At 64.3% G+C, this 23,090-nt stretch carries 19 protein-coding genes and 1 pseudogene; 2 read left to right on the forward strand and 18 right to left on the reverse strand.

Annotation, left to right across the window (positions count from 1 at the left end):
• Nucleotides 1-204: 204 nt before the first annotated feature.
• The 6 genes from acpP to QD228_RS01055 form a co-directional block, all read right to left on the reverse strand.
• Nucleotides 205-438, reverse strand: a complete 234-nt coding sequence (gene acpP, locus QD228_RS01030) for an acyl carrier protein (protein WP_065392587.1) — start codon at nucleotides 436-438, stop codon at nucleotides 205-207.
• A 100-nt stretch (nucleotides 439-538) separates the two neighbouring features.
• Nucleotides 539-1,282, reverse strand: a complete 744-nt coding sequence (fabG, locus tag QD228_RS01035; protein WP_043331893.1) for a 3-oxoacyl-ACP reductase FabG — start codon at nucleotides 1,280-1,282, stop codon at nucleotides 539-541.
• Between the two features lie 60 nt (nucleotides 1,283-1,342).
• Nucleotides 1,343-2,305 (reverse strand): ACP S-malonyltransferase, encoded by a 963-nt coding sequence (fabD, locus tag QD228_RS01040; protein ID WP_077372081.1) that lies wholly within the window; start codon nucleotides 2,303-2,305, stop codon nucleotides 1,343-1,345.
• A 373-nt stretch (nucleotides 2,306-2,678) separates the two neighbouring features.
• Nucleotides 2,679-3,701, reverse strand: coding sequence for a phosphate acyltransferase PlsX (gene plsX / locus QD228_RS01045; RefSeq protein ID WP_279874157.1), 1,023 nt, complete (start codon nucleotides 3,699-3,701; stop codon nucleotides 2,679-2,681).
• A gap of 29 nt (nucleotides 3,702-3,730) precedes the next feature.
• Nucleotides 3,731-3,901, reverse strand: a complete 171-nt coding sequence (gene rpmF / locus QD228_RS01050) for a 50S ribosomal protein L32 (RefSeq protein ID WP_065392644.1) — start codon at nucleotides 3,899-3,901, stop codon at nucleotides 3,731-3,733.
• Between the two features lie 33 nt (nucleotides 3,902-3,934).
• Entirely contained in the window at nucleotides 3,935-4,465 is a 531-nt protein-coding gene (locus tag QD228_RS01055; protein ID WP_077372076.1) for a YceD family protein, read from the reverse strand.
• 362 nt (nucleotides 4,466-4,827) lie between these two features.
• Here QD228_RS01055 and QD228_RS01060 point away from each other — a divergent pair, with 362 nt between their 5' ends.
• Entirely contained in the window at nucleotides 4,828-5,415 is a 588-nt protein-coding gene (locus QD228_RS01060; protein ID WP_136938265.1) for a nucleoside triphosphate pyrophosphatase, read from the forward strand.
• Here the strand turns inward: QD228_RS01060 and sppA are convergent.
• Genes sppA through rluC form a run of 3 tightly spaced genes read right to left on the reverse strand, consistent with a single transcriptional unit; the run spans nucleotide 5,412 to nucleotide 8,162 of the window.
• A complete protein-coding gene (gene sppA / locus QD228_RS01065) occupies nucleotides 5,412-6,488 on the reverse strand; it encodes a signal peptide peptidase SppA (RefSeq protein ID WP_279874158.1) in 1,077 nt (358 codons plus the stop codon). The two genes, QD228_RS01060 and sppA, sit on opposite strands and share 4 nt — an antisense overlap.
• Nucleotides 6,489-6,523: 35 nt before the next feature.
• Nucleotides 6,524-7,210: an HAD-IA family hydrolase gene (locus QD228_RS01070; protein ID WP_279874159.1), complete on the reverse strand. Its 687-nt coding sequence runs from the start codon at nucleotides 7,208-7,210 to the stop codon at nucleotides 6,524-6,526.
• Nucleotides 7,203-8,162 (reverse strand): 23S rRNA pseudouridine(955/2504/2580) synthase RluC, encoded by a 960-nt coding sequence (rluC, locus tag QD228_RS01075; RefSeq protein ID WP_077372067.1) that lies wholly within the window; start codon nucleotides 8,160-8,162, stop codon nucleotides 7,203-7,205. The genes QD228_RS01070 and rluC overlap by 8 nt, the downstream gene beginning before the upstream one ends.
• Nucleotides 8,163-9,192: 1,030 nt before the next feature.
• Here rluC and rne point away from each other — a divergent pair.
• Entirely contained in the window at nucleotides 9,193-13,230 is a 4,038-nt protein-coding gene (gene rne, locus QD228_RS01080; RefSeq protein WP_347882121.1) for a ribonuclease E, read from the forward strand.
• 125 nt (nucleotides 13,231-13,355) lie between these two features.
• On the opposite strand, the gene murB is transcribed toward rne, so the two are convergent.
• The 9 genes and pseudogenes from murB to QD228_RS01125 all read right to left on the reverse strand — a co-directional run bounded on the left by murB (nucleotide 13,356) and on the right by QD228_RS01125 (nucleotide 22,927).
• Nucleotides 13,356-14,417, reverse strand: a complete 1,062-nt coding sequence (murB, locus tag QD228_RS01085) for a UDP-N-acetylmuramate dehydrogenase (protein WP_279874161.1) — start codon at nucleotides 14,415-14,417, stop codon at nucleotides 13,356-13,358.
• Nucleotides 14,414-14,956 (reverse strand): low molecular weight protein-tyrosine-phosphatase, encoded by a 543-nt coding sequence (locus tag QD228_RS01090; RefSeq protein ID WP_136938270.1) that lies wholly within the window; start codon nucleotides 14,954-14,956, stop codon nucleotides 14,414-14,416. The genes murB and QD228_RS01090 overlap by 4 nt, the downstream gene beginning before the upstream one ends.
• On the reverse strand, nucleotides 14,949-15,755 hold the full coding sequence (kdsB, locus tag QD228_RS01095) for a 3-deoxy-manno-octulosonate cytidylyltransferase (RefSeq protein WP_077372058.1): 807 nt from the start codon (nucleotides 15,753-15,755) through the stop codon (nucleotides 14,949-14,951). The genes QD228_RS01090 and kdsB overlap by 8 nt, the downstream gene beginning before the upstream one ends.
• A complete protein-coding gene (locus QD228_RS01100) occupies nucleotides 15,755-15,949 on the reverse strand; it encodes a Trm112 family protein (RefSeq protein WP_077372055.1) in 195 nt (64 codons plus the stop codon). Before QD228_RS01100 ends, kdsB begins: the two co-directional genes overlap by 1 nt.
• Nucleotides 15,950-16,001: 52 nt before the next feature.
• A complete protein-coding gene (gene lpxK / locus QD228_RS01105) occupies nucleotides 16,002-16,991 on the reverse strand; it encodes a tetraacyldisaccharide 4'-kinase (protein WP_077372052.1) in 990 nt (329 codons plus the stop codon).
• Complete coding sequence (msbA, locus tag QD228_RS01110; RefSeq protein WP_254696427.1) at nucleotides 16,988-18,736, reverse strand: lipid A export permease/ATP-binding protein MsbA; 1,749 nt, start codon at nucleotides 18,734-18,736, stop codon at nucleotides 16,988-16,990. The genes lpxK and msbA overlap by 4 nt, the downstream gene beginning before the upstream one ends.
• Nucleotides 18,737-18,764: 28 nt before the next feature.
• Nucleotides 18,765-19,190, reverse strand: coding sequence for a biopolymer transporter ExbD (locus QD228_RS01115; RefSeq protein WP_077372047.1), 426 nt, complete (start codon nucleotides 19,188-19,190; stop codon nucleotides 18,765-18,767).
• 170 nt (nucleotides 19,191-19,360) lie between these two features.
• Nucleotides 19,361-19,969: pseudogene (locus QD228_RS01120) on the reverse strand (MotA/TolQ/ExbB proton channel family protein); the annotation flags it as partial.
• Between the two features lie 120 nt (nucleotides 19,970-20,089).
• Nucleotides 20,090-22,927, reverse strand: a complete 2,838-nt coding sequence (locus QD228_RS01125; protein ID WP_279874164.1) for a ComEC/Rec2 family competence protein — start codon at nucleotides 22,925-22,927, stop codon at nucleotides 20,090-20,092.
• Nucleotides 22,928-23,090 lie beyond the last annotated feature (163 nt).

Raw genomic sequence — 23,090 nt, forward strand, 5'->3', positions numbered from 1 at the left:
CAAACTCTCGCATCTCCCGCCGGCAGAGAAGTCTGCCGTCCTTGCTGGCCGCTCTGCCGAGAAAGGCACGGCCGACCAGCGCTCAAGAGTGACGAATGGCAGAAACGACAAGAGCCGCACTGAAGACAGTGCGGCTCTTGAACGTACAGACGATTGCATCACGACCCTGAGCCACGAAGGGCCCGCTGGTCGCTTCAATCCACCTTACTGGTGGTTGACGATGTAATCGATAGCTTCCTGCACGGTGGTGATCTTCTCTGCTTCTTCGTCAGGAATTTCAGTATCGAATTCCTCTTCCAGAGCCATCACCAGCTCAACGGTGTCCAGGGAGTCGGCGCCCAGGTCTTCAGTGAAAGAGGAAGAGTTCTGGATGTCTTCTTCTTTGGCGTTCAGGCGCTCGGCCACAACCTTCTTGACGCGTTCTTCAATGGTGCTCATTTAACAATCACTCCTAGTGGTACGGAATCCGCAGCTCGAAAAAGCTGGGCGTAGTTTATAGGCCACCCCAAAAGGACGCAACCACGTCCCCGCGCGGGGCTTAGCGCATGTTCATGCCGCCGTTTACCTGCAACGTCTCACCGGTAATGTAGCCTGCTGCATCACTGGTCAGGAAGCCGACTGCCGCAGCAATCTCTTCCGGCTGGCCAAGGCGCGCCAGCGGGATGTTGCCGAGCAGCGCTTCGTGCTGCGCTTCCGGCAATGCTTCGGTCATGTCAGTGGCGATGAAGCCCGGCGCCACTGAATTGACGGTAATGTTGCGCGACGCGACTTCACGCGCCAGCGAGCGGGCAAAGCCTTCCATGCCTGCCTTGGCGGCAGCATAGTTGACCTGACCGAGGTTGCCCATGGTCGCGACCACGGACGAGATGTTGACGATGCGACCGAAGCGCGCCTTGGTCATGCCGCGCAGGCAGCTCTTGCTGACACGGAAGACCGACTTGAGGTTGGTGTCGAGCACCGCATCCCAATCGTCTTCCTTGAGGCGCATCAGCAGGTTGTCACGGGTGATGCCGGCGTTGTTGACCAGGATGGTCGGTGCGCCGAAGCGCTCGCCGATTTCCTTGAGCACGGCGTCGACGCTGGCCTGGTCGGTGACGTTGAGCAGCATGCCCGCGCCTTCGATACCGTGCGCCTCGAGGTCAGCGCCGATGGCGGCCGCCCCTTTTTCGCTTGTGGCCGTGCCGATCACGATACGGCCCTGACGGCCGAGTTCACGGGAGATGGCTTGGCCGATGCCACGACTGGCACCGGTTACCAGTGCGATTCTGCGTTCGCTCGTCATCTTGAGTCCTGAGTTGGCTGATCCAAGTCACATGACTGGCCGCGCGGGCCAATCACGAGCTTACTGATTCTGTTCGGCAGCGGTCTCACGGGCAAGTTCCAGCGCCGCTTCCAGGCTGTCCGGGTCGTTCACGGCCAGGCCACGGGCCTGACGCTGGATACGCTTGCCGAGACCGGTCAACACCTTGCCCGGACCGCATTCGATGAAGGTCCGCGCGCCGCTGTCGAACATGGCATTGACGCAATCCGTCCAGCGCACCGGCTGATAGAGCTGCTCGATCAGACGCTGACGCAGTGTCTCGACATCCTCATGGGCCTTGGCATCGACATTCTGGATGACGGTGTAGCGCGGCGCACGGAAGTCGATGTCGTTCATCGCCTCGGCCAGCTTGTCAGCCGCCGGACGCATCAGATCGCAATGCGAAGGCACGGAGACCGGCAGCGGCATGGCACGCTTGGCACCCGCCTCCTGACACGCCGCGATGGCACGCTCGACGGCAGCCGTGCCGCCCGCGATGACCACCTGACCCGGCGCATTGTAGTTGACTGCCGCGACCACTTCACCCTGCGCCGCACTGGCACAGGCAGCTTCGACCTGAGCATTCTCGAGACCGAGAATGGCCGCCATCGCGCCCTGCCCCTGAGGCACGGCAGTCTGCATGGCTTCGCCGCGCAGATTGACCAGCTTGACGCCTTCGGCAAAGCCGATCACGCCGGCGCAGACCATCGCGCTGTATTCGCCCAGGGAGTGACCGGCCATGCGCGCCGGACGCGGACCTTCCAGCTCCTGCCAGACGCGCCAGATGGCAACGCTGGCCGTCAGAAGCGCAGGCTGGGTCAACTCGGTACGATTGAGCTCCTCTGCCGGGCCTTCCTGCGTCAGATGCCAGAGATCGCGCCCCAGCGCGTCAGAGGCTTCTTCGAAGGTAGTGCGGACGACGCTGTAGCGCTCCGCCAGCTCCCGCAGCATGCCGACCTGCTGGGAGCCCTGTCCCGGGAAGATGAGGGCCAGGGAATCTGTCATTGCTGTCACCATTTCCATCTGTTCAGGTGGGACTGACACGGGTAAGGAAACCCGATTTCCGCTGGCCCGCCAGTGCGCTGCGCCGTGTCGCTCCCCTCCGGAGCCATTCACCAACGCCACACACTCCTGCCAGGGGAAAGCCTGCTTCTCCCTTCACTGCATTGTACTCACCAGCGACACACTTGCTGCCTGCTGCCACCCTCTCACTCGCCATCCCTCGCGAGAACAGGCCTTCGCACCTGCCGGACATCCCGGACATCAGGCGGCGCCTTCGCGTCAGACCCGATGCCACATCGGTCGGGCGCAGGCATTGTCGCACCGAGTGAGACCAAGCTCGACCCCCGCCGACCAAGAATCCGACCAATTTACGCAATTAACCCGGCAGGCTGCCCTTGAGAGCATGCGCAAGACGCTCCGGCAAGCCTCGGCGCGCCTCACTCGCCGCGCGCGAGACAGCATAGGCGAATCCCTCCGCGGCCGCCCCGCCATGACTCTTGACGACCACGCCGGCCACGCCCAGCAGACTGGCACCGTTGTAGCGCACCGGATCCAGCTGACGAGACAGGCGCGTCAATGCCGGACGTGCCAACCAGGCCATCAGGCGCGTACGCCAATCCGCCGCCAATGTCGCCCCCAGCTGTGCCGACAGCATCTGGGCCAGCCCTTCACTGCTCTTGAGCACGACATTGCCGACGAAACCGTCGCAGACCACGACGTCTACCTCACCTGCGAAGAGGTCGCCCCCTTCAACGAAGCCGAGATAATCGAAATTCGCACCGCTGCCAGCCAACAAGGCATGCGCTTCCTGCACCTGCGCCGTCCCCTTGCCGGATTCGACACCGACATTGAGCAGCCCCACGCGCGGGTTGGCGACACCTTCCACCAGCTGGCACCGCACGGCACCCATGCGAGCAAATGCCAGCAGATGCTGCGGCGCGACCGCCACATTGGCGCCAAGATCCAGCAGACTGCAGGACCGCTCTCCCTGCGTGGGTACCGCCGCACAGATAGCTGGCCGCTCCACTCCCTCGACCGTTCCCACGTCCCGCATGGCCAACGCCATCAAGGCGCCGGTATTGCCCGCACTGACGCAGGCATCGACCTGCCCGCTCGCCACCAGATCGAGCGCACTGGACATGCTGCTGGGCTCGCGACTGCGCACGACACGCGAGGGGCGAGCATCAGACGCGACAATGCCGTCGACAGCGAGTGTCTGAAGGCGATCACGAACACGGGAGAGTGAAGCAGGGAGGGAATCAAGCTCGGCATCCAGAAGATGCCCTGGACCCACCAGCGTGGCGCTGAGTCGTGGGTCACGCAACAGTGCACTGGCAGTGCCCCGTAACGTAGCGCGGGGACCGAAGTCCCCGCCCATCGTATCGATGGCGATACGCACGGCGTTACGCCGTGCGCTGCATCAATGCTTTAGGCATCGACGACTTTACGGCCACGGTAGAAACCGTCGGCAGACACGTGGTGACGCAGGTGAACTGTACCGGTTTCCTTGTCCTGGGACAGGGTCGGTGCAGTCAGGGCGTCGTGGCTGCGACGCATGCCACGCTTGGAACGGGTTTTGCGGTTCTGCTGAACTGCCATGGGAATTACTCCAATCTTGTCGACAAATTGAGTTCAGTGCTTGTCCTTCAGGGTGCCAAGCACACTGAATGGATTCACAGCGGGTGCGTCCGAGGCCTCGGGTTCCACACCGCTGGCCAGCTGGTCGCGAGAGACGGCACAATCGGCCTCCTCGTGGTAGACCACCTGCGGCAGGACAAGGAGCACTTCATCCTCGATCACTGACAGGAGATCCAGCTGTTCGTTTTCCACCACTACCGGCTCGTACTCACCGGGCAGCTGCGATGCCAGTGCGTCATTGGTGACCAGTCCCAACAGGAATTCGCTGGAAAGCGGTTCCGGCTCGGTAGGTCCCAGGCAGCGCTGGCACAGCAGACTTGCCTCGAAGGCGATGCTGCCCTCGATGAAGCTGCGACGCTGAGTATCGATGTCAAAGGCCAACGTGATGCTCACGTCACCCTCCTGTGCACCGATCGCTTCAACTACACGGGGCATGTCCGCCAGAGGAATCACGCCTTCAAGGCGTTTTCCCGCTGACGCCAGCCGGTAGGGCTCGACCTTGGTCGGCAGTCTTGTGGTCAACATAGGCGCGCCATAATAGGGATTCCCCCTCCCGGTGTCAAAATGCATGAGCAACTTGTTCATTCTGCCAGCCCACGGCATGGCGGCCTTTCCGCGCCACCCGACCCGAGCATGAGCACAGATGAGGTCAGGCGGATCCTTCAGCGCGCGATTGTACGCCTGTGTCGCTTCAATGCCGAGAGGATTTGCGGCATCCTCCAATCTCAAGCATATCAACGAGTTGTCGTGAGAAAGCATGGCGGCGATGCATCACACGGAGAATCACGCGCGCGCCGGCCCCTCTCGACCTCCTGCCCTCTCATGCTCCGCCCCCTTCGCGCCCCGAACGCCTGCACGAATCGAGAGCCCAAAAAGAGAACAACGCCATGACACGACTGGTACTGGCTTCCAGCTCCCGCTGGCGCCGAGCCTTGCTTGATCGACTCGGACTCCCCTACACATGGGGGGCGCCTGACATCGATGAAACCCCTCGTCCCACGGAATCTCCCGAGGCACTGGTCCATCGCCTGTCCCTGGGCAAGGCCAACGCCCTGGCGGAGGCCTATTCACACCACTTGATCATCGGCAGCGACCAGGTGGCCGTCTTCGAGGGCGAGATCCTCGGCAAGCCACAGGACCTGGCCGCCGCCCGCGCTCAGCTGACACGCTTCTCGGGACGCCGAGTCCGCTTCGTCACCGGCCTGGCGCTGTTGGATACACACAGCGCGCGACACTGGGTCTGCCATGAAAGCTACGACGTGGTGTTTCGCACGCTGAGCGAGCAGGAGATCACGCGTTACGTCGAGCGCGAATGCCCGCTGGACTCGGCCGGCAGCTTTCGCATGGAGGGGTTGGGCATCACGCTCTTCGAGCGTCTCGAGGGACGTGATCCCAACACCCTGATCGGCCTGCCGCTGATTCGCCTGTGCGAACTGTTGCGTGAGGCAGGCCTGGATCCACTGCTGGAGGGCTAGGGCAGGCGATAGCTGACCGGCGAGACATTGGCGTCAAGCCCCAACGCGCTGGCCATCACACCGGCAAAGCGCCGCGTGAAGCGCTCGAAGGGATCCTGACGCGGCGTGTAATCATGCACGCCACCCTGCGGTGCCAGCTCGGCGGCCAGCTCCTCAAGCGTTGCGGTGCGATCCACAAGCCCGAGCGCGCGAGCCTGCTCGCCGGTCCAGATCAGCCCGGAGAACAGCGCCGGATCGTCCTTGAGCCGCTCACCGCGCCCGGCCTTGACCGCCGCGATGAACTGCTGGTGAGTCGTGGCCAGCACGCTCTGCCAGAAGTCGCGCTGCTCAGGCGAGATCTCGGAGAAGGGATCGAGAAACGCCTTGTTGTCACCTGCCGTGAACACACGTCGCTCGATTCCCAGCTCTTCCATCGGCCCCTTCAGCCCGAAGCTCGAGGAGATCACCCCGATGGACCCGACCAGACTCGACGGCGCCGCGAGAATCTCGCCGGCGCCGGCTGCCATGTAATAGGCGCCACTCGCCCCGAGATCCTCGATCACGGCGATCACCGGCTTGCCACCCTGCTCCCGCATGCGCATCAACTCGTCATAGACGCGCTGGGACTGCACGGGACTGCCGCCGGGGGAATTGATATCCAGCACCACCGCCACGGAGGCCGGCGACTCATTGGCCGCTCGCAGACCCTTGATGATGCGCTCGGCATTGGCTTCGCCATCCGCCTCGATCACGCCCTTGACGCGCACGACACCGAGGTGCCGTTCACCGGGCAAGGCTGCCGGCTGGCTGCCGAGCGTGAAGAGGGTCACGGATGTCGCGATCGAGGCAATGAACAACAACGCGAACAGGAAGCGAAAGAACAGCTTCCAGCGCCTGGAGCGCCGTTGCTCGGTGACCACGCCCTGCACCCAGCGGTCCATCATCTCGAGCTGCACGGTACGCTCACGCGCCTGCCAGTCCACCTCGCTGCTGGAGGTGGCAGCGCTGTCAGCGCCCTGTCCGCTCGCGCCCGCTCCCCCCTCGTCCTTGCCACCTGGCCCTTCACGCCAGGGATCCTGCGGCCTGTCACTCATCGCTTGCTGCTCCTGTCATGGGCAGGACACCGTCATCATCTGACCGCGCCAAGCCACTCCATCAATTCATCGAAGTGCGAGACGATGCGCTGTGGGGCACAGGCCTCGAGTCGCGGCACGCTGTGCACGCCATAGGTGACACCGACACTGTGCATGCCCAGCGCACGCGCCATCTCGAGATCATATTCGGTATCGCCGACCATCAGCGCCTCATGCGCCTCAACGTTCAGCTCGGCCAGCAGCTCTTCGAGCATCAGTGGATGCGGCTTGGACAGCGTCATGTCCGCGGTACGCGAGGCGTGGAACCAGTCACCGCAGTCATGGGCCTGGAACATCCGATCAAGCCCGCGACGACTCTTGCCCGTCGCGACGGCCAGCAGCTGCTCCGGGTGAGCTCGCAGACGCTCGATGCCATTTCCCACGCCCGGAAAGAAATCCAGCGGCGTGGTATCGACTGCCACGAAATGCTGCTTGTAGGCCTCGACCAGTGCCTCGCACTGGGCAGCCGAAGCTCCGGGGAACAGCCGCGCCATGGCCTCCGGCAATCCGAGACCGATGATGTCGCGCGCGGCATGCGCCGGAAGCTCTCCCATGCCGACCGCCAGCGAGGCCGCCTGCAGGCAATCGACGATGCGTGCCTCGGAGTCCATCAAGGTACCGTCCCAATCGAAGATGACCAGACGATAGCGAGGTGAAGGCAGTACCGCAGAGGCGTCAGTCATGACGGGCTCCCAATTCTCGAGCATTGGCAAGGACGCGCTTCATGCGCTTGTCCAGCGGCGCACGGACCGTCACGGTCCGCCCGTCGGTGGGGTCCGGGAAACTGAGCTGAGCGGCATGCAGGAACAGGCGCTCCAGCCCGACCTTCTTCGCCAGCGCATTGCCGCGTTCGGTCCCGTATTTGGTATCGCCGAGCAGCGGGTGACCGGCATGCACGGAGTGCACACGAATCTGGTGGGTACGCCCGGTGATCGGCTCGGCCTCGACCAGCGTCATGCTGGGATAGGCTTCGCGCACCGCATAACGGGTACTGGCCGTCTTGCCGGCCTCGTCGACGCGCACGCGACGCTCCCCGTTGCCGCCGTCGTAACGCTCAAGCGGTGCATTGACGTAATCACGCCGCGAGTCCCAGCGCCCTTCCACCAGCGCCAGATACAGCTTGGTCATCTTGTGGGCCTTGAGGTCCGCATTGAGCTGCAGCAACGCCGCACGCGTCTTGGCCAGCAGGATGCAGCCGGAGGTATCACGATCCAGACGATGGACCAGCTCCAGAAACGGCAGTTCATCACGAATCTGACGCATGGCCTCGATCAGCCCGATCTTGACGCCGCTCCCGCCGTGCACGGCGAGACCGGACGGCTTGTTGATGACCATGAAATCATCGGTCTCGCGCACGATGCAGCCCGCCAGCACCTCACGCAGATTGCCACTGACTTCCTGCACCGCGGCTTCCGGCGACAGGCGCAGTGGCGGTACACGCACCAGGTCTCCCGCCTGCAGGCGATAGTCGACCTTGATGCGCTTCTTGTTCACCCGAACCTCACCCTTGCGCACGATGCGATAGATCAAGGCCTTGGGTGCCCCCTTGAGACGTGTACGCAGGAAATTGTCGATGCGCTGCCCGGCCAGTTCCGGGGCAACCTCGATCCACTGGACTGATTGGCCCTCGGCCATGTCTCGCTCCTTTCCGGCCTCGCCTTCGCGCGGCCTGTTCATCATGTTGCCGTACGCCGGGGCGCACTCAGACTGGCCATTCTACGGTGTCATGCGACCAATGGGGAATCATCCCGCCATCGGAGGGCTCTGGCTGCGCCGCTCAAGGCCGCGAAACCCGGGACGAATGGCGGGCATTCGGGCGAAGCATTTGATATGCCTGCCGAATTGCTGGCCCATACCTTTACTGGTATATTCGGGCCCAGTGAGATGGGCCTTCTCTATATGCCTGATCACCCGCGTCACGACCCCGCCGAGACGGCGAGGTAGACGGTTCTGCATGCGGCGTGAAACCCCATGCAGACCACGTGAACAGGGCCAGCCGGCCCACGACGAAACAATGCGCACCGACGTCAGCACCGTGCAGAGTCTTCACGCACCCTGTTGTCACCTGGACTGTCGGCCGCGTGCTGTCCTGCGCAACGGGTCTGCCGATTGCAGATCACGAATGCCGCCTCACGGACAGTCGTCCAATGCCGCTGGCTGGCCAGCATCATGACGAAAGACATCGATAACGTCCGCGCCAGAGATGGCGAGGTAACGCTATCAGCGGGCGCGGGACGTGTTACCCCGCGCGCCGCAGCGCGACCGGCCGTGACGCCACCTCCCCGCGAGACACGTCACTGCCCTCGAGCGCAGCAACACGATGCAATGCCCAGCCTTCTGGTGGGCCAATGACACACTACCGCCCGGGCATGATGCCCGGGCAATCATTCGATATCCGTGCCGAAGGCCGGCGTCGATGAATCGGCGAATGCCAGGTGTTAGGGAAGAGACCGCAGGGCCGGAGGAGTCAACGTTCCCCGCAACACGTCCTGCCTCTTTCCAGTACTCAACATGATCATGCCGCATGTGGCACGTCACGAGACGTGCCTGCATGCGAAAGACGCATCCCACGACATGCGCTGAGCACAACACGAAGCTGAAAACGGTTCCTCGTCGCCGACGCAAATGCGGCTGCCCTTCGGCACGCCCAGTCTAGCGAGACGACATGAAACGGATGCTCATCAACGCGACCCAGCCGGAAGAGCTGCGCGTCGCACTGGTCGACGGACAACGCCTTTACGATCTCGACATCGAGTCTGGTGCCCGCGAGCAGAAGAAAGCCAACATCTACCGCGGCAAGATCACCCGCATCGAGCCCAGCCTGGAAGCCTGCTTCGTCGATTTCGGCGCCGATCGCCACGGCTTCCTGCCGCTCAAGGAAATCTCCCGCGAGTACTTCAGCAAGGACCCGGGCCAAGGCCGCCCCAACATCAAGGAAGTGCTCAAGGAAGGCCAGGAAGTCATCGTCCAGGTCGACAAGGAAGAGCGTGGCAACAAGGGCGCCGCCCTGACCACCTTCATCAGTCTGGCCGGCCGCTTCCTCGTGCTGATGCCCAACAACCCGCGTGCCGGTGGCATTTCCCGCCGCATCGAGGGGGAAGAGCGCGCCCAGCTGAAAGAGGCGATGAACAGCCTCACCCTGCCAGACAAGATGGGCGTCATCGTACGCACCGCCGGTATCGGCAAGAGCGCAGAAGAGCTCCAATGGGACCTCGACTATCTGGCACAGGTCTGGGATGCCGTCACCAAGGCTGCCGCCAGCCGCCCTGCCCCCTTCCTGATCTATCGTGAATCCAATGTCATCATCCGTGCCATGCGCGACTATCTGCGCAATGACATCGGTGAGGTGCTGATCGATTCCGGCGACGTCCAGGAAGAAGCGCTGTCCTTCGTCCGTCAGGTCATGCCGAGCTATCAGCAGAAGATCAAGCTCTACGAAGACGACGTCCCGCTGTTCTCGCGCTTCCAGATCGAATCCCAGATCGAGACCGCCTATCAGCGCGAAGTGAAGCTGCCTTCCGGTGGCGCCATCGTCATCGACCACACCGAAGCTCTCGTCTCCATCGACATCAACTCCGCGCGTGCCACGCGTGGCAGCGATATCGAGGAAACCGCGCTGCAGACCAACCTGGAAGCGGCGGACGAGATCGCGCGCCAGCTGCGTCTGCGTGACATCGGCGGCCTGGTGGTGATCGATTTCATCGACATGACCCCGGCGCGCAATCAGCGTGAAGTCGAGAATCGCGTGCGAGACGCGCTCAAGATCGACCGCGCTCGCGTGCAGATCGGTCGCATCTCACGCTTCGGCCTGATGGAAATGTCGCGCCAGCGCCTGCGTCCGTCACTGGGCGAGACCAGCGGCGTGGTCTGCCCGCGCTGTGACGGCCAGGGCACCATCCGCGACGTGCGCTCCATGGCGCTCTCGATCATGCGCCTGATCGAGGAAGAGGCCATGAAGGAGCGCAGCTCGCAGATCCGCGCCATCCTGCCGGTGCCGGTCGCGACCTACCTGCTCAACGAGAAGCGCGCCACGCTGTTCGACATCGAGCGTCGTCAGGGCGTCAATGTCGTGCTGCTGCCGAACCCGGAACTCGACACGCCGCACTACGAAGTCGTGCGTCTGCGTGATGACCATGTCGATGAAGACGGTGCCGACAAATCCAGCTTCGAGCTGTCCGTCGAGACCGAAGTCGGCAAGGAGCCGGATCCGAATTTCGACAAGCCACCGGCACGCACCGAAGCGGCGGTCAAGAGCGTGTCCCACACGACACCAGCCCCCGCCTCCGCACCGGAAGTCAGCAAGCCTGCCGAGCCCGCCGAGACTGACGAGAACACCTCCGCTTCCAGCAACGGCAACGGCAACGGCAACGGCAACGGCAACGACAATGCCAAGAACGGCAACCGTCGTCGCAATGGCAAGGGCAGCAATAACCGCAGCCGCAACGACAATCGCAACGACAGCCAGAGCGAGACTCGCAACGACAGTCGTCAGGGATCGCGCAGCGACACTCGTAACGACGGCCGCAATGCCAATCGCAACGACAATCGTCAGACCTCTCGCAATGACGGGCGCAATGCGGTGAGCAAATCCGAAGCCACGGCGGCCCCGGCCGCCCAGGCACCGGCAGCAGCCCCTTCCGGCGGCGGTCTACTGGCACGTCTGGCCAAGGGCTTCAGCCGCCTGCTGGGCAGCGACGACAGCGCCAGCGCGACGCCGGCCAAGTCCAGCGAGGCCCGCAAGGCACTGGAGAAGGCACGCGAGCGTCGCGAAAGCGTCAGCGAAGCCTCAACCGACGGCAATGCACGCAAGGATGGCCGCAATGCCAACCACGGCAACGCACGCAACGACAATCGTCGCCGCAACGCCGAGGGCGATTCACGCCAGCAGGACTCGCGTCAGCAGGACTCTCGTCAGCAGGACACGCGCGGCAACGACAACGATGGTCGCAACGACAGTCGCAACGATGGTCGCAACGACAGCCAGAGCGACAACCGCTCCGAGGGTCGCAGCAACAACAAGCGTCGTCAGCGCAATGACCGTGGCAATCGTCGCAAGTCCAGCGAGTCGCGTCAGGACAACGCTCAGGACATCGTGACCAACGACAGCAAACCGCAGGCAGAAGCGACGGAGAAGACATCCGACGCACAGACGCCTGCCAAGGCGCCGTCCGGCAATGATGCCAAGCAGAACGAGGCCAAGCAGGACAATGCTGCCAAGCGTGATGACAAGCCGGCGCGCCGTGAGAAGCCTTCCAAGGCGGACAAGGCAGAGCAGGTCAACAGCCATCATGCTCGCGAGTCCATCAAGGCGGCAGAACAGGCCCAGCAGAGCGAGCAGCAGGCAGACGATGTCCAGCAGCCGACGCGCAACAATCCGCGCGCTCGTAGCCGCAGCCATGCACTCAATCCCGATGCCGTCGCTCAGCAGCAGTCCCTGAAGGCCATGGCACTGGCCGGCCCGCAGGCGCAGAGCGCTCAGCCAGCCGACGCCGTGCTCGATGACGTCGCCTCGACCGCAGCACCGCAGCAACCGGTTCCCGCCGTTGCCGAGGAAGGTGCCGAAGGCGTGAAGGTCGCGCCTGAGACGGTCGAGAGCAGTGAACCGCAAGCGCAAGCTGTCGTCGCTGACAGCGACGGCGACAAGGCAGCGCCTGCCGACGTCAGCGCCAAGGTGGAGACGGACGTGGCGCCGGACGTGGCAGTGGCCGCTGACGACGCCACGCCCGATGAGCAGCCGTCGGTCGCCGAGACGCCAGAGGCGCCGGAAATCAGTGCGCCCAGCACGCAAGCCCTGCAACAGGACGTGACGACACGGGATGGCTCTGCCGAGGTCAGCGACTCCAGCACCGCGTCTGCCACGCCCCATCAGGCTCAGCACACTGAACAGCACGCCACCCAGCGTACTGAACAGCATGCACCGCAGCAGGCCAACGCTCATCAAGCGCAGGCCGAGACGCTGAGCGCAACGACCAGGACCGATGCCGACACCTCTGAAACCGTGTCCGATGCCGAGGCCGATGTGGCAGCAACGGACGTCAAGGCGGATGACAGCGCGGTACAGGCGCAGGTCGCGGTGGAGACCGCACCGGAAGCGGCCGTCGACAGCCAGGCGCTGAAGGACAGCGTGATGCCGCAGGAGACGGCGTCCGTGGCCGAGACCGAAGCTTGCGTGGAAGCAGACACCCCCCATCGCACTGAGCACGCTAGCGAAGCGGCGACGCAGCCAGAGGCGACAGCTCAGGTAGAAGCGACTCCGGAGACTGCACCTGCCGAGCAAGATGCAGGACAGTCTGAAGCCGCCAAGCCGGAAGTGCAGCAGCCACAGACCCAATCTGCCGCGACCCCGCTGGCGTCGACTCAGGCCGATGCACAGCCTGATGCGTCTCAGGCAGAGGCTGCGCCAGCAGAGCCCGCTCTGGAAGATGTCGAGGCGACCGCCTCCGTGCAGACGGAAACGCCAGCACAGGATGACGACATCGCCGCGGCAGACGCTCAGGCACCTGCAAGCGATGACAAGCAAGATGAGGCAGCCGGGACCGCCAACGCTTCACGTCGCCGCCGTGGTGCTCGCGCCTACAATGACCCGCGCGAAGTTCGTCGTCGTGAGCGTGAGGCCGCCGAGAAAGCGGCCGCCGATGCTCAGGCGACAGAGGGTCAGGCAGAAGTCAGCTCGCAGGACAACGACGACAGCACGACACGTTGAGCCCTGCCCCCTGCCTCACCGGCTTCATCGGTGCAGGCAGGGGATTGACCCGTCACGAAAAAGCCCCGCAGATCACTCTGCGGGGCTTTTTCGTGACGGAATGCCTTCGACAAACCGACCAACCGTCAGGAAGGCGTCGCGGCCATCTCTCCCAGTACGCGCGGTTCCTGCTCCAGCCAGACCCCGAAGCGCGCATGAACGCTCTCACGCACCTCCTGTGCCAGCGCCAGCAGCTCCGAGACCTGCCCGCCCCCAAAGTGAACCAGCACCAGCGCCTGGCGATCATGCACGCCGACATGACCCCAACGTGCCCCCCTGAGGCCACATTGGTCGATCAGCCAGCCGGCCGCCAGTTTCACGCTGCCATCGGCCTGCGGGTAGTGCGGCAAGGTCGGATGATGCGCCAACAGCTCGCGAGCCTCGTCGGCGGCAAGCTGAGGGTTCTTGAAGAAGCTTCCCGCATTGCCGAGCACCGCAGGGTCCGGCAGCTTTTCACTGCGCGTGGCAATCACGGCATTGGCTACGCTCAATGGCGTGATGGCCTCCCCTTGCGGTGTGGCGGCATTGACGCGCTGAGCGAGGTCCCCATAGGCGAGTTGCGGTGTCGCTTCACGCGTCACCACGAACTCCAGGCGAGTGATCAGGACGCGATGCTCAAGCGACCCCTTGAAGAGACTGTCACGGTAGCCGAAGGCGCACTCCTCGCGACTCAGCCAGCGCGTGCTGCCATCCTCCAGCGACATGACTTCCAGTCGCAGCAGATGGTCGGCCAGCTCGACACCATAGGCACCGATGTTCTGGATCGGGGCTGCGCCACAGCAGCCGGGAATCAAGGCCAGATTCTCGTAGCCCCACCAGCCAGCTGTCGCCAGCTCCATCACCAGGGCGTGCCAGCGCTTGCCCGCCTCGACACTCACGGTGGCGGTTCTGCCATCCGCTGCCGGCGTGATCGTCATGGCCTCGAAGGCCGGGCGCATCACATGGGCATCCAGCCAGGGCAGCAACACCAGATTGCTGCCCCCACCGATCACCACCAGACGCTCATCGGCCGCACGCGAGTCCAGAATCTGGCGACGCGCCTCGGCCACGCTGCGTGGCTCACTGAAGGTACGTGCGGTGGCGGCAAAGCCCAGGGTATTGCAGGCCGTCAGTGATGCTCTCGTCGATGTCTTGTCGGACGCCATCATGAAGGGGCCCGCGTGACAGGTGGCAGGGCATCGATCAATGCCTCACAGGCAATGTCGATCAGGTCCAGCACCTGCTCGAAGGCCTCAGGCCCCCCGGTATAGGGGTCCGGCACTTCGCGACTGCCTCGCGCCGGAGCCGGCAGCGGCGTCGGCAGCAGGTCCAGCAGACGGCCAAGCAGTGCCGGACTGTCCTGGGGTGCCAGACGCCGCGCGTCACTCAGGTTGGCATCATCCATCACCAGGATCAGATCGACGTCATAAAAGTCCTGCACGCACAGCTGGCGAGCGCGCAGGCCACTGATGTCGTACCCACGCTCAGCCGCATGCGCGATGGCACGTGAATCCGGCGGAGCACCCACATGCCAGTCACTGGTACCACAGCTGTCGACCTCGATGAGCTCATCCAGCCCATGGCGTGCCAGCGCGGCACGCAGTACGCCTTCCGCGCTGGGGGAGCGACAGATATTGCCCAGACAGACCATCAGAATTCGTCTGACCGGCGGTCTGCGCGCCGCTATCCGCTCAAGCAACTCACTCATCACCGGCCTCTTGCGTCAGCCAGTCACGCACGCGCTCGAGATCTTCCTGGGTATCCACACCGGCAGGATGGGAGGTGCAGGCGATGGCGACCTGAATCGCATGACCATGATGCAGTGCGCGCAATTGCTCGAGCTGCTCGAGCTGCTCCAGCGGCGCCGGCAGCCAATCGACATATTCGCTCAGAAAGCTGGCGCGATAGGCGTAGAGACCGATATGGCGCAACCAGGAGTCGGTGGCCAGCACGGTCGGCGGCGTGGTGAAGTGCTCCCGATCCCACGGCAGCGGCGCGCGCGAGAAGTACAGCGCGCGACCACGCAGATCACGCACCACCTTGACCACATTGGGATTGAACAGGCTATCGACACTGGTGATGGGCTCGGCCAGGGTCGCGATGGAAGCCCCCTCGTCTTCCTCGAGACGCAAGGTGACCTGATCGATCAGCGCGGCAGGCAACAACGGCTCATCTCCCTGCACGTTGACGACCAGCGTCTCGGGAGCCAGTGCTAGCCGCTCGACCACTTCCGCGAGACGATCGGTGCCACTGGGGTGATCGGCACGAGTCATCACGACCTCGGCACCGAAGCCCTCACAGACGGTGCGGATACGCTCGTCGTCCGTGGCGATCACCACACGGCTTGCCTGACTGGCACAGGCATTGCGCCAGACATGCTCGATCATCGGCCGACCATGGATGTCCGCCAACGGCTTGCCGGGCAGGCGCGAGGAGTTGAAGCGCGCCGGAATCACCACCACGGCGCCACGACCTGTCACATCACTGCTGTGCGCCACATCGCTCATCAGCCGCGACTCCCCTTGAGCTTCTCGTCGGCATCCATCACGCGCGCTTCTTCTTCCAGCATGACGGGGATGCCGTCACGCACGGGATAGGCCAGCCCATCATAGAAGCACTTGAGCTCGGCATTCGCCGCATCGTAGGTCAGCTTGGCCTGACAAAGCGGGCAGACCAGCAGCGCGAGCAATTCCTTGTCCATCGAGACATCTCCGGGATAACAGCTAATAAGAAAGAAACAATCGGTCAGTCGCTCACAGCGCCTCGAGGCGGTTGGCGAGCCAATCCACCAGCGCCTGATCCGGCCGTGCCTCGACATCCAGTGCCCAGCAACGCTCGTTGGCGAAGCGGCGACACTTCACGGCGTCCTTGGCCGTCATCACCACCGGCAGGTTGTCGGAAAAGCGCAGGTCCGTCGGCGTGAAGCGATGATGGTCCGCCAGGGGATGGGGCTGATGCTCCACCCCCAGATTGGTCAAGGTACGGAAGAAACGCTGGGGATTGCCGATACCGGCCAGTGCATGCACCGAGCCACTGAATGGCTGATGAGTGGCGGGATAACGCACATCATCGATCAGATGGCGCCAATGGACCGGCGTCAGCGTCATGCAATGTGATTCCACCGGCAGGCGGGTGCAGTCGATCACCCCATTGGAGATCACGGCATCGACACTCGCCAGCCGTGACAGCGGCTCCCGCAGGGGGCCCGCCGGCAGGCACCGCTGATTGCCGAAGGCGCGCTCGCCATCCACCACCACCAGCTCGATGTCGCGCCCCAGCGCATGGTGCTGCAAGCCGTCATCGGAGAGCAGGATGTCGCACCCCGCCGCGATCAGACGACGCGCGGCACTGGGACGGTCCGGGTCCACCGCCACCGGCAGGCCGGTCTGCTGAGCCAGCATCACCGGCTCATCACCGGCGTGCTGCGGGTCCGTATCGGCCTGGACATACAGCGGGTAACGCGGCGCGTGGCCACCATAGCCCCGTGAGATAATGCCCGGGCGCCAGCCCTGCTCGCTCAACCAACGGCCGAGCCAAGCCACCAGCGGCGACTTGCCGGTTCCACCGACGGTGATGTTGCCGATCACGATCACCGGCACCGGCGCCTTCCAGACCTCACGCTTGCCAGTGAGATAGGCCTCACGTCGGCGTGCCACCACCCCTTTATAGACATGCTCCAGCGGACGTAACAGATGGAGCCAGGCGGCGCCCCGATACCAGGCGTCTACCAGTCGTTCACTCATGCGTCAGCCGTCTCCCGGAACTGGATGCGATGCAGGGCGGCGTAGGCCCCTTCCTGAGCGATCAACGCTTCATGCGTACCGTCTTCGATGATCTCGCCGTCATCCATCACCAGAATGCGATCCGCCTTCTCGATGGTGGACAGCCTGTGCGCGATGACGAAGGTGGTACGGCCCTGACAGACTTCCTCCAGCGCCCGCTGGATATAGCGTTCCGACTCGGTGTCCAGCGCCGAGGTGGCCTCGTCCAGCACCAGAATCGGCGAATCCTTGTAGATGGCACGCGCAATGGCGATGCGCTGACGCTGCCCTCCCGAGAGCATGATGCCGTTGTCACCGACGATGGTGTCATAGCCCTGACTCATGCGTTCGATGAACTCGTGGGCATAGGCGGCGCGCGCCGCCTCCTCGACCCGCTGGACATCCGCTTCCCCGGTGCCGTAGGCGATATTGGCGGTGAGGTTGGCATTGAACAGCGTCACGTTCTGGGAGACCAGCGCGATCTGCTGGCGCATCGGGCGCAGCTTGTAGTCCTCGATGGCCACGTCGTCGATCAGGATGCGGCCCGTGGTAGGCGAGTAGAACCGTGGCAGCAGGCTCATCAGCGTCGACTTGCCGGAACCTGAGCGCCCGACGATGGCTACCATCTGCCCGGCCTCCACTTCCAGATCGATGCCCTTGAGCACATCCGGCTGGTTGTCGGCGTAACGGAAGTGGACGTTGTCGAAGCGCACCCGGCCCGCCAGGCGACCGTCCGGGACCACGTTGCCGTTGTCGGGTTCCGCGGGCATGTCGAGCAGCCCGAACAGCTCCTCAGACGCCGCCATGCCCTTCTGGATTTCGCCGTTGACCTCGGTCAGCTGACGCACCGGCTTGGCCATCATCGAGGCCGCGGTGATGAAGCCGACGAATTCACCCGCCGACATGCCAGCCATCAATTCCGGCGCCATCGCCAGCCACACCAGGGTCGCCAGTGCCACGGCGATCAACAGCTGGATCACCGGCGTGGCGGTGGCCTTGGTCAACGCCTCCTTCATCTTCTGCTCGCGGTTGTACTCACTGACCGCAGCGAAGCGCGCCTTCTCGTAATCTTCCGCACCGTGGGTGCGGACCACCCGATGCCCGGACAGCGCCTCGGATGCCACATGGGTGACCTCCCCCATCGAGCCCTGGATACGCTTGGAGAGCTTGCGGAAGCGCTTGCTGGCATAGCTGACCACCCAGCCGATCAGCGGCGTGACCGCGATGAATACCAACGTGAGTTTCCAGTTGGTCCAGAACAGATAGCTCAGCAGACCCAGCACGAAGAAGCCTTCGCGCATGATGATGGTCAATGCCTTGGTGGCGGCGCCGGTGATCTGCTCCACGTGATAGGTCACGCGGGTGATCAGGTGACCGGTGGAGTTCTCGTCGAAGTAACGTCCCGGCAGATGCAGCATGTGGTTGAACACGGTGGTACGCAGGGTATGCACCACGTTGCGTGCCACGTCGCTCATGCAGTAGGTCCCCAGGAAGGTCCCCACACCGCGTATCGCGAACATGCCGATCACGAACAACGGCAGGAACAATCTGAACTGGGCGTCAGGATTCTGAATGCCATCGATCAGGCGCTTCATCATCTCGGCCAGCGCCGTGCTCGAGGCACCATAGATGACGTAACCCAGCACGGCAGCCAGGAACATCTTCCAGTACGGACGGACATAGCCGAGCAGGCGGCGGTAATGAATCCAGGTGGAGTCGCGACTCACGGGGTCTCCATAGACTTGAGCGGCGCCCTCATGGGGCATCCGGTGGTGATGTATCGGTCCCGGTGCGCGTACTGATGCGCACTCGGGTAATGCCCACTTCGGCGGCAGCGTCCAACGCTTTCACCACCTTCGCATGTGGCGTACGGCCATCGGCTTCGAGGATCAACCCGAAGCGATCAGCCTGGTCCTTGTGTCGTGCAAGCGCAGCCCCCAATGCTGACTCGGTGAGCGAGGTGTCACCGAGCGTGAAATCTCCCTTGGCGCCGATGGTCATGATCAGCGGCGCCTGCTCCACGGCGCTGGCCTGACTGGATTGCGGCAGAATCAGGTCCAGGGCGCGTCGACTGTCAAACGTGGTCGAGACCATGAAGAAGATCAGCAGCAGAAAGACCACGTCGATCAGCGGCGTGAGATTGACCTCGACCGATTCACGCTGGCGGCGAGGAAACCTCATGACGGCCTCCCGGGCCCCACGCCTCGATCGGCGAGCGTATCGGAGCCCGAGAGCGGATCATCCTCGTCCCGACGCATGTAGGCCGGCAGGTCTTCCGGCAGACTCTCCCTCGGCGCTGGCCCGTTGCGCTGGCCCGCGCGACGATCGAAGCCGTCATGACTCTCGGCCAGCCCCAGCTCCCCCTGATGGTGCGAGATGTATTCCACCACCTGCCCCGCCTGCTCTTCCATGGTCACGGTGATGTCTTCCACGCGACGCTGGAAATAGCGATGGAACATCAGCGCCGGAATCGCGACCGTCAGACCCGCCGCCGTGGTGACAAGCGCCTGGGAAATCCCGCCGGCCAGCTCCTGGGCACGCTCGGCGGACCCGGCGTCCACGATCACGGCGAAGACATCGATCATGCCGACCACCGTGCCCAGAAGGCCCAGCAGCGGGGTGATGGCCGCGATGGTCCCCAGGGGGCTCAGGAAGCGCTCCATGTCGTGGATCACCGCAACGGCCGATTCCTGAATGCGCGCACGCACCTGTTCATTGCCCAGGCGCGCATTGCGAAGCCCTGCCGCCAGCACCCCCCCAAGGGGCGAATGACTCTCCAACCAGTAGACATTGACCTGTCCCTGACTGATCAGTTCACACACCTGCTGTCCCAGACCGCGCGGCGCGATACGGCGCGTGCGCAACGTCCACAGACGTTCGAGGATGATGGCCAGTGCCACGACCGAACATCCCAGGATCGGGAGCATCAGCAGCCCCCCTGCGTACAAGGCTTCCAACATGTGACCTCTCCCTTGGTCTTGATGGTGCACCGTCAACGGCGCCGATCATTGTTGTCGTCATCAGGCCTGCGCGACCGCGTCCCTGGCACGCTGACAGGCAGACATTCGCCATGCCCCTGATCAATCAACGGATTTTACCCCAAGGCACTGCGTATCGATACCGGCAGCACCCCGCGCGGGAATGAGGCGCTCCGCGTCAGGGGACCACTCCCAGCGCAGCGCTCCCTCCAGGCCACTGTGCCAGACACATTGCGCATGCCGCATCAGGCGTTCGACCACCTCGTCATGCGGATGACCATGCGGGTTGTAGCGTCCGGCACTGATGATCGCGTGGCGCGGTGCCAGACGCGCGAGCCAGGATTCCCCACTGCTGCTGCGACTGCCATGGTGCGCGACGACCAGCAACGGCAGCGCGCTTCCCGCCAGCCGACGCGAGAGCAGCTCCACCAGCTGGCGCTCCTCCTGCCCCCCGATATCGCCACTCAGCAACGCCAGCGGACGCTCACCCCATGCGATCAGAACCACACAGGAGTGGGCATTGTCACGCCGCACCTTCCACCCGGGCGGCGGCCACAGCATCTCCAGTTTTACGGGGCGGTCGGCGAGATGGCCGAGCGTGATACGCCGCCCTGCCCCACAGGACGCGGTCGGCACGTCCTTCAGCCAGCCCACCTGACGGTCAAGACGGCCTCTCTGTCCCTCAGGCACCCACAACTGCGCGATCTGCTCCGCTCGCAGCGCCGCCAGTCCGCCTGCATGATCGCCATCACCATGACTGATGATGACGCCCCAGGGCGCCTCGGCAGCCGTCAGCAGCTCCCCCATGCGCGGCGGCCCGAAGACAGCACCGGGGCCGAGATCATAGAGCCAATGACGAGGAGGATCCTCCATCGTCTCAGGTGACAGCACGCGCCCCGCTACCCTGAGCGATATCGCCAGCCCCTGTCCGACGTCATGGACGGTCACGACCAACGGGGCCGCTCGCGAATCGGCAAGCCACGCGCTGTCGCGCCCTGTACGTCCTTCGCCGGCGTGGGCGCTGGACGGCCATGGCGCAGGCGGCCACAGCAGCAAGGCAAGCCCCGTCCCCCACAGCATCGCCAGGGCGGTGCACAGCCCTCTGACACGGCGCTCCAACCCCGGCACTCCACTTGCCAGCCACAGGCCGCCCAGTACCATCATCGCCATCGCTGCTGCCATGTCAGCGGACAGGGTGTCCGTCGCTGTCCGTGCGGGCCAGAGGCCATGGCGCTGCGTGACGGTCCCGAGCCACGCCATGCCATGATCCACTCGCTCGGCGAGCCACTGCCACAGCGCCCCGCTCATTCCTGCCCTTTCCGACAGCCGCAAGCCCATCGCGTCCAACAGGGAGTCGATGCCAGCCAGCCCCCAGCCCAGCATCCCCAACGGCACGACCAGGAGGGTCGCGAGCGGAGCAATGGCGAGGTTCATCGGCATCGCAAGCCATGACAACTGACCACGCCCGACCAGCAGAGCGCCCCCCATCACCAGCGTCAACACCCATTGACTGCGCAGCGTGGCGCGACACCAGCCCAGCGCGCCGCGGGGGCGCTCACACCCCTGCCAGGCCAGCAGCAGCGCTGCCACGGCAAGGAACGAATACCAGGTGCCGGGTCGCCACAAGGCCAGCGGATCAAGGCCGATCACCAGCGACAACGCCAGCATCCATATCTGCCAGACGCCCAGGCCGCTGCGCCCGCTGGCCATCCACAACCCAACACTTGTCATCAGCGCCGCTCGCAGCGCCGGCGGCGCCAGCCCTGCCAGTATCGCGAAACTCCAGGCTGCCAGACACGCCAGCCACCAGGGAGCGACGCTGAAACGCCAGTTGGCAGGACGAAGACGGCGCAGGACGCCAAAGCTCACCACCAGCACCAGGCTTGCCATCAGCCCGACATGCAGCCCTGACACCACGGCGAGGTGCGTCAACCCGGTGGCATTCAAGGACTCCCAGTCATCGCGAGTCAGCGCCGAGGCACGCCCCAGCGTCAGCGCCGCCAGCCAGCGGCAGGGCGAATGCGCCCATTGGACGTCATCGCTCCGCCCTCCACAGCCCTGCCAGAGCCGCTGCTCGGCCGCCAGGCGCAACGCTGCCACCCCGCGGGGTGGTGCCAGTCGCTGTGCTCGGGCGGGGTCTCGCACGTACCCCGTCGCCACGATCCCCTCCCGCCACCACCAGCTGACCCGATCAAAACTCTGCAGCGCGTCCGGGTTGCTGGCAGCATGCGGCGGCACCAGTCTGGCGATCAGCCGCCACCGCTCCCCTGCTTGCCAGGGAACGAGAAGAGGCGAAGCTGATGATTCAGAGGCGGTACGCCGCGGCCAGTAGCGCCGCAATTGCACCCGCTGACCCTCGAGACGACGACAGGCCAGCTCACGCCCGGCGCTCGTCATGCCGGATGCGTTCACCCTGGGGGGCTTGAGCGCCTCACCTTGCTCTCCGCCTGCTTCGCCGTCAGCGCCCGAGGCTCGACAGGCTTCCACCCTGAAGACCAGACGCACCGACTCCCCCGGGGCCGGGAGCGAACGGCTGGCCTGCTCGATGCGCCCCTCCAGCCAGATATCCTCGCGCGCCAGTGCTTCGGCAAGCATGAGTGGCTGATGCGCCAGCCCGAGCAACAGCCCACCCCACAGAGCAACCCCCAGCCGCAAAACTGCCGGGCGTCGCGCGAAGGCGAGCATCACCAGCAGGCTTAGGACAAGGGATGGCAGCAACAGGCTGTCTGCCATCCCGCTCAAGACATCCCCTGCGCTTTCGGGTGCGCCATCCGGCATGCGTCCCTGCCAATCGGCCGCCCACTCCCCCTGTCGCGACAGCCACACCCCGGCCACCAGACCGGCGAGCCACTGGATCAGAGCCCCCGGTGTCAGCCAGGACCCGCGAAACCGCGTGGCGTCGCTCGCGCCCACGGGCAGCTTTTCAGACGAATCGTTCAAGGAGGCAGATATCGCTCTTCATCAGGCATGACGGGGGCTGGCCTGCGTTCAGCATCATTTCAAGCACACAGGATTGCACGATGCGGGCCGCTTAACTGAGCTCACAGCATGGCAGTCCCGGGGACATGTATGGATAATGGCCGGCGTTGAATGCCAAATGGCC

This window comes from Cobetia sp. 3AK, assembly GCF_029846335.1.
GTDB lineage: Bacteria > Pseudomonadota > Gammaproteobacteria > Pseudomonadales > Halomonadaceae > Cobetia > Cobetia marina.

What these genes read in the sequence shown, in the direction of transcription:
- QD228_RS01060 (WP_136938265.1), top strand. Translation starts at nt 4,828, where the DNA reads ATGACACGACTGGTACTGGCTTCCAGCTCCCGCTGGCGCCGAGCCTTG.
- acpP (WP_065392587.1), bottom strand. Translation starts at nt 438, where the DNA reads ATGAGCACCATTGAAGAACGCGTCAAGAAGGTTGTGGCCGAGCGCCTG.
- lpxK (WP_077372052.1), bottom strand. Translation starts at nt 16,991, where the DNA reads ATGAGTGAACGACTGGTAGACGCCTGGTATCGGGGCGCCGCCTGGCTC.
- QD228_RS01090 (WP_136938270.1), bottom strand. Translation starts at nt 14,956, where the DNA reads ATGAGTGAGTTGCTTGAGCGGATAGCGGCGCGCAGACCGCCGGTCAGA.
- fabG (WP_043331893.1), bottom strand. Translation starts at nt 1,282, where the DNA reads ATGACGAGCGAACGCAGAATCGCACTGGTAACCGGTGCCAGTCGTGGC.
- QD228_RS01115 (WP_077372047.1), bottom strand. Translation starts at nt 19,190, where the DNA reads ATGAGGTTTCCTCGCCGCCAGCGTGAATCGGTCGAGGTCAATCTCACG.
- QD228_RS01055 (WP_077372076.1), bottom strand. Translation starts at nt 4,465, where the DNA reads ATGTTGACCACAAGACTGCCGACCAAGGTCGAGCCCTACCGGCTGGCG.
- sppA (WP_279874158.1), bottom strand. Translation starts at nt 6,488, where the DNA reads ATGAGTGACAGGCCGCAGGATCCCTGGCGTGAAGGGCCAGGTGGCAAG.
- murB (WP_279874161.1), bottom strand. Translation starts at nt 14,417, where the DNA reads ATGATGGCGTCCGACAAGACATCGACGAGAGCATCACTGACGGCCTGC.
- QD228_RS01100 (WP_077372055.1), bottom strand. Translation starts at nt 15,949, where the DNA reads ATGGACAAGGAATTGCTCGCGCTGCTGGTCTGCCCGCTTTGTCAGGCC.
- rne (WP_347882121.1), top strand. Translation starts at nt 9,193, where the DNA reads ATGAAACGGATGCTCATCAACGCGACCCAGCCGGAAGAGCTGCGCGTC.
- QD228_RS01070 (WP_279874159.1), bottom strand. Translation starts at nt 7,210, where the DNA reads ATGACTGACGCCTCTGCGGTACTGCCTTCACCTCGCTATCGTCTGGTC.
- fabD (WP_077372081.1), bottom strand. Translation starts at nt 2,305, where the DNA reads ATGACAGATTCCCTGGCCCTCATCTTCCCGGGACAGGGCTCCCAGCAG.
- rluC (WP_077372067.1), bottom strand. Translation starts at nt 8,162, where the DNA reads ATGGCCGAGGGCCAATCAGTCCAGTGGATCGAGGTTGCCCCGGAACTG.
- rpmF (WP_065392644.1), bottom strand. Translation starts at nt 3,901, where the DNA reads ATGGCAGTTCAGCAGAACCGCAAAACCCGTTCCAAGCGTGGCATGCGT.
- kdsB (WP_077372058.1), bottom strand. Translation starts at nt 15,755, where the DNA reads ATGAGCGATGTGGCGCACAGCAGTGATGTGACAGGTCGTGGCGCCGTG.